The 16,563-nt window shown below is 71.0% G+C and carries 15 protein-coding genes; 4 read left to right on the plus strand and 11 right to left on the minus strand.

The window, feature by feature from the left end; translation table 11 throughout:
• Nucleotides 1-16: 16 nt before the first annotated feature.
• From ACZ6ZQ_RS19780 to ACZ6ZQ_RS19795, 4 genes are all read right to left on the minus strand, one after another.
• The gene (locus ACZ6ZQ_RS19780) at nt 17-781 is read right to left on the minus strand and encodes a hypothetical protein (RefSeq protein ID WP_469769801.1); all 765 of its coding nucleotides are present in this window, start codon (nt 779-781) and stop codon (nt 17-19) included.
• A 221-nt stretch (nt 782-1,002) separates the two neighbouring features.
• Nucleotides 1,003-2,994: a GTP-binding protein gene (locus tag ACZ6ZQ_RS19785; protein ID WP_469769802.1), complete on the minus strand. Its 1,992-nt coding sequence runs from the start codon at nt 2,992-2,994 to the stop codon at nt 1,003-1,005.
• 140 nt (nt 2,995-3,134) lie between these two features.
• A complete protein-coding gene (locus ACZ6ZQ_RS19790) occupies nt 3,135-4,010 on the minus strand; it encodes a class II fructose-bisphosphate aldolase (RefSeq protein WP_469769803.1) in 876 nt (291 codons plus the stop codon).
• A gap of 3 nt (nt 4,011-4,013) precedes the next feature.
• The gene (locus ACZ6ZQ_RS19795) at nt 4,014-4,898 is read right to left on the minus strand and encodes an SIS domain-containing protein (protein ID WP_469769804.1); all 885 of its coding nucleotides are present in this window, start codon (nt 4,896-4,898) and stop codon (nt 4,014-4,016) included.
• A gap of 128 nt (nt 4,899-5,026) precedes the next feature.
• On the opposite strand from ACZ6ZQ_RS19795, the gene ACZ6ZQ_RS19800 reads away from it, so the two are divergent.
• Together ACZ6ZQ_RS19800 and ACZ6ZQ_RS19805 are read left to right on the plus strand one after the other, a co-directional pair.
• Nucleotides 5,027-5,806 carry a DeoR/GlpR family DNA-binding transcription regulator gene (locus tag ACZ6ZQ_RS19800; protein WP_469769805.1) on the plus strand — a complete coding sequence of 260 codons (780 nt, stop codon included), beginning with the start codon at nt 5,027-5,029 and terminating at the stop codon, nt 5,804-5,806.
• Nucleotides 5,807-5,834: 28 nt separating this feature from the next.
• Nucleotides 5,835-6,197: a DUF952 domain-containing protein gene (locus ACZ6ZQ_RS19805; RefSeq protein WP_469769806.1), complete on the plus strand. Its 363-nt coding sequence runs from the start codon at nt 5,835-5,837 to the stop codon at nt 6,195-6,197.
• An 88-nt stretch (nt 6,198-6,285) separates the two neighbouring features.
• On the opposite strand, the gene ACZ6ZQ_RS19810 is transcribed toward ACZ6ZQ_RS19805, so the two are convergent.
• The 3 genes from ACZ6ZQ_RS19810 to ACZ6ZQ_RS19820 all read right to left on the minus strand — a co-directional run bounded on the left by ACZ6ZQ_RS19810 (nt 6,286) and on the right by ACZ6ZQ_RS19820 (nt 8,873).
• Complete coding sequence (locus ACZ6ZQ_RS19810) at nt 6,286-7,287, minus strand: MASE1 domain-containing protein (protein WP_469769807.1); 1,002 nt, start codon at nt 7,285-7,287, stop codon at nt 6,286-6,288.
• 57 nt (nt 7,288-7,344) lie between these two features.
• Nucleotides 7,345-8,187: a PP2C family protein-serine/threonine phosphatase gene (locus ACZ6ZQ_RS19815; RefSeq protein ID WP_469769808.1), complete on the minus strand. Its 843-nt coding sequence runs from the start codon at nt 8,185-8,187 to the stop codon at nt 7,345-7,347.
• 113 nt (nt 8,188-8,300) lie between these two features.
• The gene (locus ACZ6ZQ_RS19820; protein WP_469769809.1) at nt 8,301-8,873 is read right to left on the minus strand and encodes a PadR family transcriptional regulator; all 573 of its coding nucleotides are present in this window, start codon (nt 8,871-8,873) and stop codon (nt 8,301-8,303) included.
• Between the two features lie 152 nt (nt 8,874-9,025).
• On the opposite strand from ACZ6ZQ_RS19820, the gene ACZ6ZQ_RS19825 reads away from it, so the two are divergent.
• Nucleotides 9,026-9,445, plus strand: a complete 420-nt coding sequence (locus tag ACZ6ZQ_RS19825; RefSeq protein WP_469769810.1) for a nuclear transport factor 2 family protein — start codon at nt 9,026-9,028, stop codon at nt 9,443-9,445.
• Nucleotides 9,446-9,586: 141 nt separating this feature from the next.
• Here the strand turns inward: ACZ6ZQ_RS19825 and ACZ6ZQ_RS19830 are convergent, their stop codons facing one another.
• Nucleotides 9,587-10,462, minus strand: coding sequence for a YhjD/YihY/BrkB family envelope integrity protein (locus tag ACZ6ZQ_RS19830; protein ID WP_469769811.1), 876 nt, complete (start codon nt 10,460-10,462; stop codon nt 9,587-9,589).
• Between the two features lie 213 nt (nt 10,463-10,675).
• Between ACZ6ZQ_RS19830 and ACZ6ZQ_RS19835 the strand changes: the two genes are divergently transcribed.
• Nucleotides 10,676-13,408 carry a SpoIIE family protein phosphatase gene (locus ACZ6ZQ_RS19835; RefSeq protein ID WP_469769926.1) on the plus strand — a complete coding sequence of 911 codons (2,733 nt, stop codon included), beginning with the start codon at nt 10,676-10,678 and terminating at the stop codon, nt 13,406-13,408.
• Nucleotides 13,409-13,492: 84 nt separating this feature from the next.
• Here the strand turns inward: ACZ6ZQ_RS19835 and ACZ6ZQ_RS19840 are convergent, their stop codons facing one another.
• The 3 genes from ACZ6ZQ_RS19840 to hypE form a co-directional block, all read right to left on the minus strand.
• A complete protein-coding gene (locus ACZ6ZQ_RS19840) occupies nt 13,493-13,741 on the minus strand; it encodes a DUF6296 family protein (protein WP_469769927.1) in 249 nt (82 codons plus the stop codon).
• A 137-nt stretch (nt 13,742-13,878) separates the two neighbouring features.
• Nucleotides 13,879-15,168, minus strand: a complete 1,290-nt coding sequence (locus ACZ6ZQ_RS19845; protein ID WP_469769812.1) for an ATP-binding protein — start codon at nt 15,166-15,168, stop codon at nt 13,879-13,881.
• 402 nt (nt 15,169-15,570) lie between these two features.
• Nucleotides 15,571-16,560 carry a hydrogenase expression/formation protein HypE gene (hypE, locus tag ACZ6ZQ_RS19850; RefSeq protein ID WP_469769928.1) on the minus strand — a complete coding sequence of 330 codons (990 nt, stop codon included), beginning with the start codon at nt 16,558-16,560 and terminating at the stop codon, nt 15,571-15,573.
• Between the last annotated feature and the right edge of the window lie 3 nt (nt 16,561-16,563).

Here is a 16,563-nt window from a genome sequence, read left to right on the forward strand (position 1 = left end):
CCTGAAACGGTGGCCGTCAGGACGCCGCGGCCGTCGCGATCGCCTGCTCGAGTTTGGCCATCTGCCGGCCGTGCAGGTCCTCCGGCAGCTGCGACTTCTCCGGCTCGAGCAGATTGAGCGTGAAGAACACGGCCACGTTCCTGCCCTCCCTCACCGCCGTGAGGTGCACGGGCATCCGCGTCCCCTGGGCCGTGCCGGTCATCGCCCAGGCGACCGACTCGTCGCCGCCCTCCGGTGCCTCCTCGCTCTTCACGTCGACGTACTTGATGGTGGACCCGTCGGCGTTCCCCGACGTCGAGAAGCCGCCGCCGCATGCGCCGAGGGCCTTGCGGACGCCGGCGAGCGTCTGCTGGGCGCCGTCCCCCTCGTAGGAGAAGAGACTCACGGTCACGGTGAGGCCCGGTGTGCCGCTCGACAGGAAGGAACGGTTCGCCCAGTCGACGGCCTCGGGGGTACGGGCGGTACCGGCCGCGGTCATGTCGGCGAGGGCTCGGCAGTCTTCGCGGTCGGCCTTGGGACGCCGGCTCGGCGGGCTGTTCTCCTGCGCCTGGTACGACGGGACTTCGGCCTGGGTGACCAATGCCGTCCGCAGCGCGTCGGCCCGCAGGACGACCGAGCCGGCGCCGCCCTTGTGCCCATCGGGAGCGGGCAGGCCCGAGGCACCGGAAGGCCCCGGAGAGCCCGGTTTCTCGGGAGAACTGGTGCAGCCGGTCAGGAATGCGGCGGCCACGGCGCCGGCGAGCGCGAGCGCGCCGCTGCGCCGGAGGGCCGGAAGAGTCATGAGTGGCATGGGAATCCTGTCGGTTCGGTACGGCGGCGGGCGGCTCGCGGCTCCCGGTGTCACAGGCGTCCGTACCATCAAGCGCACCCAGCCGCCCGCGGATCACGGGTGGCGTGGAAAGTGTGTCGCGGATCACGGCGTGTCGCCGGGAAGGGCCCTGCGCGGTCCGGCCGTGTCGGGACAGGCCTGCCCGGGGGGTTGCACGGGGGGGCGCACAGGGTTCACCGGACCCGTCTCACCACGCGCAGCAGGTACTCCTTGCGGTCCAGCGGGTTGTGGTCCGTACGCGGTCTGACCGGGATCGTGCCGCTGACCGGCGCGTACCGCCCGAACACGCAGTCGAGGACACCCTCACCGCGCGTCAGCCCCGGCAGCTGCTGTTCCAGGGCGTGCACCCGGTCCGCCGGAATCTCACCTTCCAGTGCGCACGACGAACCGCGCGTCACGTTGGTCCGGGGTACGGCGCGGTGGCGTGCCAGTACGGACAGGACCGGTCCGAGCGCGTCCGTGGGAATCTCGAGGTGGAAGCGGTGCAGCGGCTCGAGCACGCTGGTGCCGGCCTGCCGCAGTGCGCTCATCAGGACCAGCGGTGTCAGACCGCGGAAGTCACCGGCCGTGCTGGACATGCTTTTGTCGAAGACGGCATGCGCGTGGCTCTGCCGCGGGCAGTAGCCGGAATGCGTCATGGTGACCGTGCAGTCGGGGATGCGCCATCCGTGGATTCCCTGCAGCAGTGTTTCCCTCGCCGAGTCCTCGACGGCCTTGATGAACGAGTACGGCATCGAGCCGAGTTCGACCTCCAGCCGGAATTCCACACCGGCACCGGCCGGGGCCGGCTCGACACGCAGCCCGACCGTCGCGAGAAAGGGATTGGTCTCCTTGTGTTCCTTGAATTCGACGGCCGAGCCGATGCCCTTCAGGCGTTCGACGCAGACGGTCGTCGTCTCGCGGAAGGTGACGTCGACACCGAAGTCGTCGGACAGCGTTGCCTGGATGACTTCCTTCTGCACTTCGCCGTAGAGCGAGACGGACACTTCCTGCCGGATGTCGTCCTGCCGCAGATCGATCAGCGGGTCCTGCTCGGCCAGCTGGGTGAGCGCGGTGTGCAGCGCCCCTCTGTCGGACGGGCGGACCGGCACCACGACCGTTTCCAGTGTCGGCGGGGCGAACTGTCGCTCCGTGTCCGCGAGTCGAGCCACGCCGATCGGGTCGCCGGTCCGGATGTCGCCGAGGCCCCAGAGCTTCCCGATCTGCCCCGCGGTGACCGACGCGCGCCGGTCGTCCGAGCCGCGGTCGAAGACACTGATCGCGGTGACCTTGCCCTCGTCGTGCCGGCGGAGCCGCAGCCGGTCGCGCGTCCGTACGGTGCCCGAGAACATCCGCACATAGGCGATCTTCTCCCCGGCCGGACCACGCTCGACCTTGAAGGCGGTGCCGGAGACCGGACCGTCGGGTTCGCCCTCGGCGGCGGGCAGCAGTTCGCTGATTCCGCCGATCAGCGCGTCCACCCCGGCCCCGGTCATCGCCGAGCCGAAGAACACGGGATGCACCAGCGCCTGTCCGGTCTGTGCGGCGAGCTCGTCGCGGAGTCTGCGGTACGAGACGGCCGATGCGTCGTCCACGTACGCGGCCAGGAACGCGTCGTCGTGCTCGGACAGCACGTCGATCAGCCGGGAGGTGAACGCGGTGTCCGCGTCGCCGAACCGTGTGAACCGGGCGCGCGCGGTGCCGAGTCCGTCGGTCGATCCCATCGGGACGATCGCCGGGGACAGTCGCGCGGAGATGCTCCGCAGTACGTCCGCGTCGTGCGCGCCACCGCGGTCGATCTTGTTCACGAAGATGAGCGTCGGGATGCGCAGACGCCGGAGCGTGCGCATCAGCACGCGGGTCTGCGCCTGCACGCCTTCCACGGCGGAGACGACCAGTACGGCGCCGTCGAGCACGCTCAGGACGCGTTCCACCTCGGCGATGAAATCCGGGTGACCGGGCGTGTCGATCAGGTTGACCGTGATGTCGTCGATGGCGAAGGAGACGACGGCGGATTTGATCGTGATACCGCGTTGCCGTTCCAGCGCCAGTGAGTCCGTGCGAGTACTTCCGTCGTCGACGCTGCCGATTTCGTCGATGACACCGGCGGCGTGCAGGAGCCGCTCGGTCAGGCTTGTCTTACCGGCGTCGACATGCGCCAGGATTCCCAGGTTGAGTGTGCGCACTACGTGTCATGTCCTCTGAATTGGCGGAGATTCCCTTCGTGATGGACATGTACGCAGTGCGCATTTCCCGCTCCTCGGCAGATCGGCTGTTGTCCCGGCACTCCAGCAGAGAGCCCGCCGCGCACGCAACCGAATTCGGGCTATCCCACCGGGACCACCGGCTCTCCCGCCCGCAGGACGCCGATCATCCGGGTGACCGTCTCGGCCATCGCCCGCCGCCCGACCGAGAGGTAGCTGCGGGAGTCCACCGCGTCGGCGTTGGCGGCCAGGTACTCACGGATGGCGCCGGTCATCGCGAGGTTCAGTGCCGTCCCGATGTTGACCTTCGCGATCCCTCCCGTCACGGCCGCGGTCAGCTCTCCGTCGGGCACACCCGAGGAACCGTGCAGCACCAGCGGTACTTCCAGGGTCCCGGACAGCCGTGCCAGCAGCTCGTGGTCGAGCGCGGCCGTGCGGGACGTCATGGCGTGGGAACTGCCGATCGCGACGGCGAGGGCGTCCACACCGGACGCCGCCACGAACTCCCGTGCCTCGTCCGGGTCGGTGCGGGCGCCCGGAGTGTGGGCGTCCAGCGGCGGTGCGCCGTCCTTGCCGCCGACCTCGCCCAGTTCGGCCTCGATCCAGAGGCCGTTGGCATGTGCCCAGTCGGCCGCAGTGCGGGTCGCGGCGAGATTCTCCTCGTAGGGCAGGTGTGCCGCGTCGTACATCACGGAGCTGAACCCGGCGTCGGCGGCCTGCCGCAGCAGCTGCCCGCTCTTGACGTGGTCGAGGTGGAGCGCGACGGGTACGGCGGCCCCTTCGGCCGCCTCGGCGGCGGCCCGTGCCAGCGGGCGGACCCGCCCGTAGCGGAACTTCACCGCGTTCTCACTGATCTGCAGGAGGACCGGGGAGCCGGCGGCCTCCGCCCCTGCGACGACGGCTTCGGCGTGCTCCAGCGTGATGATGTTGAACGCGGCCACGGCGCGGCGTTCCGCGGCGGCCTCGGCGACCAGGGTCGCGGTGTCGGTGAGCGGCATCGGTCAGGCTCCGGCGAGGATGACGGACCGGGCGAGGTGACGCGGGCGGTCCGGGTCCATGCCGCGTGCCTCGGCGACGGCGACGGCGAGGCGCTGCGCCCGCACCAGCTCGGCCAGCGGATCGAGGCCGCCCGCCACCCACATCCCGCCGGTGGCGTGCACCTCGTCGGCCAGGCCCGACGGTGCGTCACCGATCATCCAGGTGGCCGTGCCCCGTGTCGTGATGCTGATCGGTCCGTGCCGGTACTCCATCGCGGGGTACGCCTCGGTCCAGGACGTGGACGCCTCCCGCATCTTGAGTGCCGCCTCGTTGGCGAGTCCCACCGTCCAGCCGCGGCCGAGGAAGGTGAACTGCGAGCAGCCCGTCAGCCATTCGGGGAGCGGCTCGGCCAGCGCGTCGCGGGCGTCGTCCACGACGGCGTCGGTGTGCAGTCCGAGGTGGGCGCGCAGCAGGGTGAGGGCGGAGGTGGCGAACCGCGTCTGGACCACGGACCGTTCGTCGGCGAAGTCGAGGACGACGACCTCGTCGGCGGCGGTCATCACGGGCGTGGCGGGGTCGGCGGTGACGGCGGTGGTACGGGTGCGGCCGCGCAGCCGCGCGAGGAGTTCGAGCACCTCGGTGGTGGTGCCGGAGCGGGTGAGCGCGACGACCCGGTCGTAGCGGCGGCCGTCCGGGAACTCGGAGGCCGCGAACGCGTCCGACTCGCCCTGCCCCGCGCCTTCGCGCAGCGCGGCCGCCGCCTGGCTCATGAAGAAGGAGGTCCCGCAGCCGACGAACGCCACCCGCTCGCCCGCCGCCGGAAGCACTCCGCCCTGGTCCGTGGCGAGTTCCGCGGCCCTTCCCCAACACTCCGGCTGGCTCACCAGCTCGTTCGCGACATGGCTCATGTCCGTCCTCACCCTTCGACTGATGCGTGTTTCTGCAAGATAGCGCTAGGTTTCAATCATCTTCAAGCATCGCGGGGGCGCGGCGTGCGCTAAGGTCGCCTTCGAACATTCGAGGAAGGGAGCTGCGGATGTCCCGCGACGCCCGCTGGAAGGCGCTGCTTGAGCTGCTGGTCGAGCAGGGCCGGCTGGACGTCGAGGAGGCCGCGGCGGCACTGGACGTCTCGGCCGCGACCATCCGGCGCGATTTCGACCAGCTCGCCGAGCAGCAGATGCTCGTACGCACCCGCGGCGGTGCGGTCGTGCACGGCGTCTCGTACGAGCTGCCGCTGCGCTACAAGACGTCCCGGCGCGCGGCGGAGAAGCAGCGCATCAGCGCGGCGGTCGCCGGGCTGATCTCGCCCGGCGAGGCGGTCGGCTTCACCGGTGGCACCACGACGACCGAGGTCGCCCGTGCGCTGGCGGCGCGCCCCGACCTGGCTTCGGGCTCCCCCGCGCTGACGATCGTCACCAACGCCCTCAACATCGCCAACGAGCTGGCGATCCGGCCCCAGTTCAAGATCGTCGTGACCGGCGGCGTGGCCCGCCCGCAGTCGTACGAGCTCATCGGCCCGCTCGCCGACGGCGTGCTCAGCCAGATCACCATGGATGTCGCGGTGCTGGGCGTGGACGCCTTCGACGTGGTCAACGGCGCCTCGGCGCACGACGAGGACGAAGCCGCGATCAACCGGCTGCTCTGCGAGCGCGCACAGCGGGTCGTCGTCGCCGCCGACTCCAGCAAGCTGGCCGCGCGCGCGTTCGCCCGTATCTGCGCCACGGACCAGGTGGACACGCTGGTCACCGACGGCGCCGTGCCCGACGAGACCGCCGCCGGGTTCACGGAGGCGGGCGTGACGGTCATCCGGGCGTGACCGCCCCGGTAGGAGCTATAACTGGACCATGATCATGCACGTGGTCGCGCTGGACGACTGGCTCGCCATCCCGGAACGGGCGTACGCGCCCAAGTCCCTCCTGGTGGAGGGCTTCGTCCACTGCTCCCCCGACGAGGCCACGACGCTCGCGGTCGCCAGCGCCTACTACCGTGACGTCCGCGGCCCGTTGATGGCGCTGCTCATCGATGAGCGCAAGCTCCTCGCCCCGGTCCGCCTGGAGCCCGCGGGCACGGCCCCGCCACCGGGTGTCGCCCCCGGCACCCTCTTCCCGCACGTCTACGGGCCGATCGACCGGACGGCGGTCGACGGGATGCTGGAGATCCAGCGCGACGAGACCGGCAGGGCGGTGGGCTTCACACCCTGGGCATGAGCCCGGCCCCGAAAGCCGCGCCTGACCGTGCACGGCGGGGCCTGACCAAGCCTGACCGTGCATGGCGGGCGGCTGTCCGTACGGCCGGTCAGGAGTCCTTGTCCTCGGACAGCGGCCAGCGCCGGGCCGCGCCGCTGCCCGGGACGAGGCGGTCGACCACTTCGGCCAGTTCGCCGCACGCCTGCTCGATCTTGCGGCGGATGGTGATCTGCTCGGTGACGATCGCGGCGAGCAGCAGACCGGTCAGTGCCGCCGATCCGTTGAGGGCCTGCAGGGTGCCCATGGTCGCGAAGAGGCTGTGGCCGGCGAACGGCCCCGCCTCATCGGTCGCCGCCGAAATCGCCAGGACGGACACGACCAGGACGCACGGTGCGGCACCCGGCAACTGGAAGCGCAACGCCGCCCACATCAGCAGCGGAAAGACGAGGAACAGCAGGGGGGCGGAGCTTCGCGTGACGACGGCGGCGACGGCGGCGACGCTGACGGCGAGACACGCTGCCTCGGCCCACCTGGCGGGGCTGACGCCCACGGGCATCCGGGCCCTGCGGCAGACGAGCAGCAGCGGGGTCACCACCAGGACTCCCATGGCGTCGCCCGCCCACCACGCCGACCAGATCGGCCAGAAACTGTCGGGCGCCAGCACGCCGGCGAGCACCAGCACGCCGGCCCCGACGGTCGCGCTGATCAGCATCCCGGCCAGGGCCCCCAGGAAGACGAGCGCCAGCCCGTCACGCAACCGGTCCAGCTCGGTACGGAAGCCGACCCGCCGCAGCATCAGGTACGCGCAGACCGGCGCGAGGCTGTTACCGGCGAGGATCCCGAGGGAGAACGGCCGGAACGGACTGATGGCCAGGATGACGAGGAGAGTGCCGAGGGCGATCCCCGGCCAGATCCGGAGCCCGAACCAGAGCAGACAGCTCAGCGCGATGCCCGTGGGTGGCCACAGCGGCGTGACGATCGCGCCCTCGATTACCACCTGCAACGTGAGCCCGACGCGTCCTGCCGCGTAGTAGGCGGCGGCGACGGCGAGCATCAGCAGCACGACGGTGCCGAAACGACGGATCTCCTGGGTACGGACCACACCAGTCATCACACAACCTCACCCTGTCCGACGCCATCCGGGACACGCGTCGGCGGGTTCGCCGCCTCACCCGGACCGGCGGCGCGGTCCCGCGTCATGACGCAGGACGAGCACGGCGGCGTCGTCGCAGTGGTCGGTGAACTCAGCCGCCTTCATCACCTCGGCGGCCAGCAGATCGGCATCGACATCGGCCTCGACCCCTGCCCCGACCAGCCGGGTCACCCGGCTCAGTCCGGTCTCGATCGGCACGGTCGGCCCCTCGATCACGCCGTCGGTCAGCAGCACGAAGGCTCCGGACTGGGTCAGCGGGCGCCGGGTCACCGGGTACACCTCGCCCGGTTCGATACCGAGCGGCAGCCCACCGGTGTCCGAAGCTGTGCCGCTGCAGCCGTCGGCCGTGGCCCAGACCGCCGGTACATGCCCGGCCCTGGCGCTCTCGAGGACCCACGTCCTCGGGTCGAAGCGGAGAAAGCTGCAGGTCGCGAAGAGTTCGCGAGCCACGGACACCAGCAGGTCATTGGCCCGGCCCAGCACTTCGCCCGGGTCGGTGCACGCCGTGGCCACGGCACGCAGTCCGATACGGACCTGTCCCATGAAGGCGGCGGCTTCGACGTCGTGCCCCTGGACGTCGCCGATGGAGAACCCGAGCGACCCGTCGGGCATCAGGAAACCGTCGTACCAGTCGCCGCCGATGTCCAGACCGTCGCGGGCGGGCGCGTACCGGGCGGCCGTCCGCAGACCGGGCAGGGACGGCAACGTGCGCGGAAGCATGTCGCGCTGCAGGGCCTCGGCGAGGTCCACCCGGGCGCGATGCGCCTCTGCGCCCTCCCGCGCCTGTGCGGTCAGCAACCCGAGCGCGGTCAGCAGGTCGTCGGCGCTCGCCGACCGCGGGGGACGACGCCGCGTCATGGACCTCTCCGGATTTACGACAGTTCCAGCGCCCTGCGGAAACCGTCTTTCATTTTACTTCCGGGGCGCGACGGCCGCCTGGTGACGTCATGGGCGCGGCGCTCGCCACTCGCTCACTGTGCGGCGCGGCCCGCCGCCTCCCGCGCCCGGAGTACGGCGGCGATGCGACGGCACCAGTCCCTGTTCTCGCGCTCGAACGCCAGGCCGCGCAGACAGGTCAGATACGGTCCGACGCGCTCGCCCCGGGCGAGGAACTCCTCCTCGTCGGCAGCTCCGCGCATCTTCCGCAGCATCGTGCCGAACAGCTCGATCCTGGCCTCGGACGCGGTCGCTCGCTCCTCGAGCTGATCGATCACGGGTCCGGTGTCGATCCGGTCGGCGGCCTGGACCTTGACGAGCAGGTCGTCACGGATGAAGGACGGCTTCGACACGGCGGCGGCGAACCGCTCCAGCTCCTCGTGGCCTGCGTCCGTGACCCGGAACAGACGTTTGTTGGGGCGGTTCTCCTGGATCACCTGGCGTCCGGCGACCAGGCCTTCCTTCTCCAGGCGGGTGAGCTCGGCGTACAGCTGCTGAGGCAGTGCGTGCCAGAAATTGGCGACGCCGACGTCGAATGCCTTGGCCAGCTGGTACCCGCTGTACTCACCGTCGAGCAGCGCCGCCAGTACGGCGTGTCGCAGGGCCATCGTCGCCACCCCTTCCCTTTCGTCGTCCGCATGCCCCATCATACTCAAGGATCTGACTAGTCAGTTTCTTGAGTAAGAGTAAGTAGGTATGGGCCGAACCGGGTGCGGCGATGAACGCGCGACGACACGCCGCCGGGACGAGGGGACACACCATGGAGACCGCTGAACGCTTCCGTGCCGCCGTCGAGCAGCGCGACCTCGGAGCGCTGGACGACCTGTTCACCGAGGACATCCGCCTCTACAGCCCCGTCAAGTTCACGCCGTTCGAGGGCAAGCCGATGGTCATCGGTCTGTTCGGCGTGCTGCTGCGGACCTTCGAAGACTTCCGCTACGTCGGACAGTTCGCCGGCACGGCCCGGACCAGCACGGACGGCACCGAGGCACCGTCGGAGATCCTCGTGTTCCGGGCGACGGTGAAGGGCCGGGAGATCCATGGCATCGACCTGCTGCAGTTCGACGAGGCGGGCAAGGTCAAGGAGTTCACGGTGATGGTCCGCCCGCAGTCGGCGGTGCACGCGCTGGGCGAGGCGGTCCTCGAAGGGCTGGTGGCGGACGGTCTCGTCACGGGGTGAAACCGCGCGTCGTGTTCGGCGTCCCTCCGGTTCCGCCCGCTCCCCCTGGGCACGTACGCCTCGGTGGGGGCGGCGGGACCGGCACCGGCCTGCCGGGCACGACGGGCCCGGTATCGGCCTGGGCGGGATCACCGTTCGGTTTCAGTACTCCGGTGGCTGTGTGCGTGCTTCCGCCGTGAGCCTGCTCCGTACCCGCTGCTCGTGGAAGAGCCGCCCCACCAGCGCCGCTCCGTAGACGACGAATCCCACTCCGACGAGCCAGGACTGAAGAACCAGCACGGTTCCGAACGGGCCGTACGTCACCGCGTTCGACGCGATCAGCGGGGAGAACACGAACTGTGAGAAGACCCGCAGCCCGAGCAGCCCCAGCGCCGTCGCCACGGCTCCGGGCGCCAGCGCCCGCCAGCGGATACGGCCGCAGAGCAGCAGCCACTGCGACCACCAGAAGAAGAGGAACGCACCGAACACGTCCCCCGTGGCGACCAGGGCGGTCTCCGGGGCGGACGCCGCCTCGCGCGTGGATGTCGAGACGAACAGCAGCAGTGCGCAGATCAGTACGGCCAGCCAGACGACATGGCGCCACATGGTGTGCCAGCGAGCCGTCGGCAGGTCCCACGCCCGCTCGTACCCGGTCTGCACGGCGGATCCGAAGGTCACGCCGAACGCGGCGAGGGCGGCGAGACCGAGCGCCGTGGTCCGTTGCAGGGCCTGCCCCGGCTTGCCGAAGAGCTGCTCGACCTCCTCCTGCGACACCTGCGACACTCCGAGCCCCTGCACCAGCCACTTGGCGAAGCCCTGACCGCTCGCCAGGTCGGCCGCCGCGACGACGACCAGCAGCGGCACGAGAGTGAGGAAACTCAGCGCCGCGAAACCCATGGCACGGTGCATCAGCTCCATCTCACGGCCGCGGTTCCAGGCGAGCCCGACCACCGAGGTCTGCACGCGCTGGTGGAGCCGCGTGAACCAGCGACCGGGGTGCGCCTCGTCATCTTCCGGCACACCGAATCTGAAGGGCATGTGCCGTCGACTACCCGCAAGCGTGGCCCGGGCAGTCCGGCATACCCCCGAACGGGTGTCTTCCGTTTCGACCCACGCGCGGAACCCGCCCGTACCGGAACGCACCGGTCCTCGTACGGCGGGGCGGGCCACGACCGGTCGCCCGGGACGGTGGCGCGGTGTTAGAACTGGGACATGATCGGACGTCCCCGCCGGTCCTGGCTGACGGCGGTCATGCCGTCCAGCCGCCCGCGGTCACGTGATCAGCGTGCCCGCCCGGGGTGGCGGCGGAGTCTGCGAACCGGGCTGAGCATGCACAGCCTCGCCACACAGGTCTTTCTGCTGCAGGCGCTCGTGATCATCCTGCTCGTGGTCGGCGCGACGGTCGCCCTGGTCCTGCAGGCGCGTTACGACAGCCAGCAGGACGCCCACAACCGTTCGCTGGCCGCGGCGGAGAGTTTCGCGCACGCACCGGGCACGGCAGCCGCGCTGCAGTCCCCCGACCCGACAGCCATCCTGCAGCCCGCCGCCGACAAAGCCCAGCGGGGCTCGGGGGTCGACTTCATCAGCGTGCTGAGCAAGGACGGGATCCGCTACACGGACTCGGAACCGCAACTGATCGGAAAGCGCGCGGAGGGCGACTTCGCGCGGGCGGCCGCGGGAGAAGCGTTCACCGAGTCGTTCGAGGGCCGGCCGCACGACGCGGTACGGGCCGTCGTCCCCGTCATGGACCCCAGCAGACGCGTCGTCGGCATGGTCAGCGCGGGCATCCAGATCGCGAACGTCCGCGATCTGCTGGACCGGCAGCTGCCGCTCGTGCTCGCGTCCGCCGCGGGCGCGCTGGCGCTCGCCACCGGAGGCGCGGCGCTGGTCAGCAGGCGGCTGCGGCGCCAGACCCATGGCCTGGGCCCGGCCGAGATGACCCGGATGTACGAACACCATGACGCGGTTCTCCACGCGGTGCGCGAGGGCGTCATGATCATCGGTGGCGACGGGCGGCTCGTCCTCGCCAACGACGAGGCGCGCCGGCTGCTCGATCTGCCCGCCGACGCGGACCGTCGGCATGTCACCGAGCTGAACCTGGGCCCGGGAATGACCCGGCTGCTGGAGGCGGGTGAGGAGGCCTCCGACGAGGTGTTCCTCTCCGGAGACCGGCTGCTGGCCGTCAACACCCGGCCCACGGCCCCGTACGGCGGGGTGCCGGGAGTGGTCGCGAGCCTCCGTGACACCACCGAACTGCGGGCTCTGTCGGGACGGGCGGAGGTGGCCCGGGAGCGTCTGACGTTGCTGTACGAGGCAGGCGTACGGATCGGCACCACACTGGACGTGCGCCGGACGGCGAGGGAACTCGCGGACGTGGCCGTTCCCCGGTTCGCCGACTTCGTCACGGTGGAGCTGCTCGATCCCGTCCTGCGCGGCGATGAGCCGACGGGCGCACTGGGTGAAATGCGGCGGGCGGCTCTCAGCGGCATCCGTGAGGACCATCCGCTCCAGCCGGTCGACGATCTGATCCTGATCAGTGTGACCCCGATGACCACGGCGCTCGACAACGGCCGGGCGCTGCTCGAACCGGATCTCAGCGCGTCCGAGACCTGGGGGAGCGAGGACCCGGAGGGGGCACGGCAGGCGCTGGAGTACGGGATCCGCTCGCTGATCACGGTGCCGCTCCAGGCCCGCGGCGTCGTGCTCGGCCTGGTCAACTTCTGGCGGTCGGGCGACGTGCCGCGGTTCGACGAGGACGACACCTCGTTCGCCGAGGAGCTCGCGGCCCGGGCGGCGGTGGCGATCGACAACGCGCGCCGGTTCACCCGTGAGCACGCGATGGCGGTGACCCTGCAGCGCAGCCTGCTGCCCCGCGATCTGCCGCAGCAGGATGCCCTGGAGGTGGCCTGGCGCTATCTGCCGGCCCAGGCCGGGGTGGGGGGTGACTGGTTCGACGTGATCCCCCTGCCGGGTCTGCGGGTCGCTCTCGTGGTCGGCGATGTGGTCGGGCACGGCATGCACGCGGCGGCCACGATGGGCCGGCTGCGCACGGCCGTACTCAACTTCTCGTCCCTGGACCTGCCGCCGGCCGATCTCCTGGCCCACCTCGACGATCTGGTGATGCGCATCGACGCGGACCAGCCGACCGAGGAGGACCGGGCTCCGGTGACCGGTGCGACCTGCCTGTACGCGATCTACGACCCGGTCAGCGGCCGCTGCACCCTCGCGCACGCCGGGCACCCCGGGCCGGCCCTGGTCGATCCACGCAGTGGGGTGACGTATCCGGAGCTGCAGGTGTCACCGCCGCTCGGCATCGGCGGGCACCCGTTCGAGGAGACCGAGCTGGACCTGGCGGAAGGCAGCCGGCTCGTACTCTTCACCGACGGCCTCGTCGAGGACCGCAGCCGGGACATCGACGAGGGACTGGAGCTGCTGCGCACCGCGATCGCCCCGCCGGGACTGACGCCCGAGGAGACCTGCCGTGCCGTGACGGACGCGATCCTTCCCGACCAGCCGAGCGACGACATCGCACTCCTCGTCGCCCGCACGCGTCTGCTGGCCTCGGACAGGTCCGTCGTCTGGGAGGTGCCGTTCGACGCGTCGGCCGTGTCCCGGGTGCGTGCCGAGGCCGGGCGGCAGCTCGCCGAGTGGGGTCTCGAGGAGTCAACCTTCGCCACCGAACTCGTCCTCAGCGAGCTGCTCACCAACGCCCTCCGTTACGGCACCGAGCCGGTCACGGCCCGCCTGCTGTACGGCCACACGCTCATCTGCGAGGTCTCCGACGGCAGCAACACCTCTCCGCATCTGCGCCGCGCCGCCACGACGGACGAGGGTGGCCGTGGCCTGTTCCTGGTGGCGCAGTTCTCACAGCGCTGGGGAACGCGCTACGTGAGCCCCGGCAAGATCATCTGGGCGGAACTGGCACCGGGCGGGGCGCTGCCGGAGGAACCGGTGATGGCGTTCGACGAAGAACTGGCGTGGTGAGGCTGCACCCCGACGGACCGGAGCGGGCCGGGGCCGCACGAAGGGACTGTACGAAGGGGGCGGGCGGGCCGGTCCCGGCCAGCCCTAGGGCTGGACGACGGGCCGGGCCTCCACGCCGGAAGGAGGCTGCTGATGAGCGCCGCTCGCGATCATCCGCACCTCACCGCGGTCACTGATCTCCGCCTGCACGATGCCGGTGTCGTCGGTGTAGATCGGATGGCCGCCGGCCCCCTTGCGATCCGTGCGGTGCACCACCACCGCGTCCTCGCTCCCCCGCGCCCGCTCGGCCCCCGCGCCGGCGAAGACCAGCTCAAACACATCGTCCCGGCCCATGTCGCTCTCCTCTGCCGTGAAGCCGCACGCCGTGTCCGGCATCAGCCTGAATGACCACTACCTGAATGGCCATTATCCGACTTTTAGCACTATTTCGATCGCTGTGTGCCGGTACGACGACCGAGTGGCACCGGCGTTCAGAGGCGCGCGTGGGCGGTGATGTCCTCGTCGAACTGCTCGATCATCGCGGGTGTCACCGTCGGCCGGCACTGGGCGATGGCCGCGAGATGGTCCTCGGTACTCGCGCCCGGCGCCCGGCGCTCCGCCGCACCGCCCGCGATCGCGTGCAGATCCCGCTCGAAAGCGGTCTGGGCGGCGATCCGGGCCGCATGCTCGATGTCCGCCGGTGTGAACTGCTCGCTGGCTGCGACCAGCGCCGTCACATCCACGTCGGACCGGCCGTCCGTGTACCGGGACCAGATCGCCGTGCGCGCCGCCTTGTCCGGCGTACCGATCGGGATCAGATAGTCGAACCGCCCCGGGCGCAGGAACGCCGGGTCGAGCGACCGTACGGAGTTGGTGGCGCACACGAGCAGACGCTCGTCGCCCTCCCGGAAGCCGGGTATGAGCTTGAGCAGTTCGTTGGTGACGCCGTGCATCCCGCCGGGCTGGGCGGGCTCGGTACGGACCGGGGCGATCTCCTCGACCTCGTCGATGAAGACCAGAACGCGTTCGAGCTCCGCGATCCGGGCGAACGCGCTGCGCAGCGCGGCCGCGAGATTGCCCTCGTCGGCCAGCCGGGACGGCAGCAGCTCGACGAACGGCCAGCCGAGCCTGGACGCGATTCCCCGGGCGAAGGTGGTCTTCCCGGTCCCGGGCGGACCGAACAGGGCGATGGCCCGCGGCGGTCTGACCCCGTGCCGGGCGGCCCGTTCAGGCTGCGCGAGCGGCAGGACCACCCGCCGCTCGATGAGGTCCTTCTCCGCTTCCATGCCGGCCACCTTGGCCCACAGGTCCCCTGCCAGGAACCGTCCGCCGAGGTCCTCCAGCAGACTGGCCGCGGGGCCGTGGACCGGCTCACTCTTCTCGAAGTACGCGACCGCAGGCCGGCGTGTGTAGCCGGCGTTGAGCAGCCCCTCGCCCAGCAGCTCCTCCTCGGGCAGGACGTACGCGATCCGGCCCACCCGTGCGGCGACGAGCCGCCGCTCCAGCTCCACGAGCAGGGCGCTGGCCAGACCCCGGCCACGCCAGGCCGAGGAGATCGCGATACGCATCACCCAGGCGCGCTCCCCCGCCACGGTGGCGAGGGCCGCGCCGATGGGCACGCCCTGGTGGACGGCGACGACGGCGGGCTGCCGGGAGGTGAGGGCGCCGATGCATTCGGCGAGCGAGAAGACCGACTCCTGCCCGAGCTCGGCCGTCGTGTCGATCAGATGGACCACTCCCGCGAGATCGCTCTCGCGGTAGTCACGGATGAGCCAGTTCACCGGCGCCGCCCCTCGTCGTTCGTGCTGACCGCGGTTCGCGCGGTGCGTGCTGACCGCGCTGATCACGTTGTTCCGGTGAGGCTAGGGGCGCGGCCGTACCGGGTCCTGCTCCGCCGTGGACAACCCCCGGCCGGAAAAGCGACGTTCCGTACGTAGCCAGGACGGCCTCCCGTGCACCACCGGGACGGGCGGCCGAGAACTCCGGTCCCGGCTGGGCGGGCAAGCCGCGGCGGCGGTTACTCGCGAGGAACGACGACCGTGAACCCTCACCGGCCCGCGAGCGCGGTACGGAGCCGCCTCAGCGCACGGTCACCTCGAACGGCGACGCCTCGCCCACCTCAGGCTGGATCCAGAAGGTCATGGATGCGAAAGGTCTCGATGCGAAGGAATCGATCCGAGGGTTCAGCAGATGCGCGGCAACTGCTCGCCGAGCGGAAGGTCGACGACACGCGTGCCGCCGAGTCCGGTGCGGGCCACCACCATCCCGGGGTGTGCCTCGACCACCTCGCCGATCACCGCGGCCTCCCTGCCCAGGGGGTGCGCGCACATGGCCGCCAGGACCGCGTCGGCGTGCTCGCGCGGGACGAACGCCACCAGCTTGCCCTCGTTCGCGACGTACATCGGGTCCAGGCCCAGCACGGCGCAGGCGTTGGCGACGGCGGGCGGGACCGGGACGGCGCGCTCCTGGACGACGACGCCCGTGCCGGAGGCCACCGCGATCTCGTTGAGGGCCGCGGCGAGTCCGCCGCGCGTCGGGTCGCGCAGGACGTGCAGGTCGTGGGTGACCGCGAGCATCGCCTCGACCAGGCCGCCGAGTGCGGCGCAGTCGCTCTCGATCTCCACGCCGAACTCGAGGCCCTCACGCACGCTCATGATGGCCACACCGTGGACGCCGATCGCACCGCTGACGATCACGACATCGCCGGGGGCGACGCGTTGCGGACGCAGATCGACACCGGGCGGGATGAGGCCGATGCCCGAGGTGTTGATGAAGATGCCGTCGCCGTGGCCCGCTTCCACGACCTTGGTGTCGCCCGTGGCCACTTCGACTCCGGCCGCGCGGGCGGCGGCGCCGAGGGCATCGGCCACGCGGGCGACGACCGCGAGCTCGACGCCTTCTTCGAGGATGAATCCGCAGGAGAGATACGCGGGCCTGGCACCGCTCATGGCGAGGTCGTTGACCGTGCCGTTGACGGCGAGGTCGCCGATGCTGCCGCCGGGGAAGAACAGCGGCCGCACCACGAAGGAGTCGGTCGAGAACGCCAGCCGCGCGCCGCCGAGTTCGAGCGCCGCGGAGTCGCCGAGACCGGCGAGCACGGTCCCGCCGAAGGCCGGGGCGAAGATGTGCTCGACCAGTTCGGCGGACATGGCACCGCCACCGCCGTGGCCCATCAC

This window comes from Streptomyces sp. NPDC053673, from assembly GCF_055585225.1.

Coding starts and splice junctions, on each gene's coding strand:
- ACZ6ZQ_RS19815 (WP_469769808.1), bottom strand. CDS start 8,187: ATGACGCGGCGTCGTCCCCCGCGGTCGGCGAGCGCCGACGACCTGCTG.
- ACZ6ZQ_RS19800 (WP_469769805.1), top strand. CDS start 5,027: ATGTCCCGCGACGCCCGCTGGAAGGCGCTGCTTGAGCTGCTGGTCGAG.
- ACZ6ZQ_RS19790 (WP_469769803.1), bottom strand. CDS start 4,010: ATGCCGCTCACCGACACCGCGACCCTGGTCGCCGAGGCCGCCGCGGAA.
- ACZ6ZQ_RS19780 (WP_469769801.1), bottom strand. CDS start 781: ATGACTCTTCCGGCCCTCCGGCGCAGCGGCGCGCTCGCGCTCGCCGGC.
- ACZ6ZQ_RS19795 (WP_469769804.1), bottom strand. CDS start 4,898: ATGAGCCATGTCGCGAACGAGCTGGTGAGCCAGCCGGAGTGTTGGGGA.
- ACZ6ZQ_RS19825 (WP_469769810.1), top strand. CDS start 9,026: ATGGAGACCGCTGAACGCTTCCGTGCCGCCGTCGAGCAGCGCGACCTC.
- ACZ6ZQ_RS19805 (WP_469769806.1), top strand. CDS start 5,835: ATGATCATGCACGTGGTCGCGCTGGACGACTGGCTCGCCATCCCGGAA.
- ACZ6ZQ_RS19840 (WP_469769927.1), bottom strand. CDS start 13,741: ATGGGCCGGGACGATGTGTTTGAGCTGGTCTTCGCCGGCGCGGGGGCC.
- ACZ6ZQ_RS19835 (WP_469769926.1), top strand. CDS start 10,676: ATGCCGTCCAGCCGCCCGCGGTCACGTGATCAGCGTGCCCGCCCGGGG.
- ACZ6ZQ_RS19820 (WP_469769809.1), bottom strand. CDS start 8,873: ATGGCCCTGCGACACGCCGTACTGGCGGCGCTGCTCGACGGTGAGTAC.
- ACZ6ZQ_RS19830 (WP_469769811.1), bottom strand. CDS start 10,462: ATGCCCTTCAGATTCGGTGTGCCGGAAGATGACGAGGCGCACCCCGGT.
- ACZ6ZQ_RS19810 (WP_469769807.1), bottom strand. CDS start 7,287: ATGACTGGTGTGGTCCGTACCCAGGAGATCCGTCGTTTCGGCACCGTC.
- hypE (WP_469769928.1), bottom strand. CDS start 16,560: ATGGGCCACGGCGGTGGCGGTGCCATGTCCGCCGAACTGGTCGAGCAC.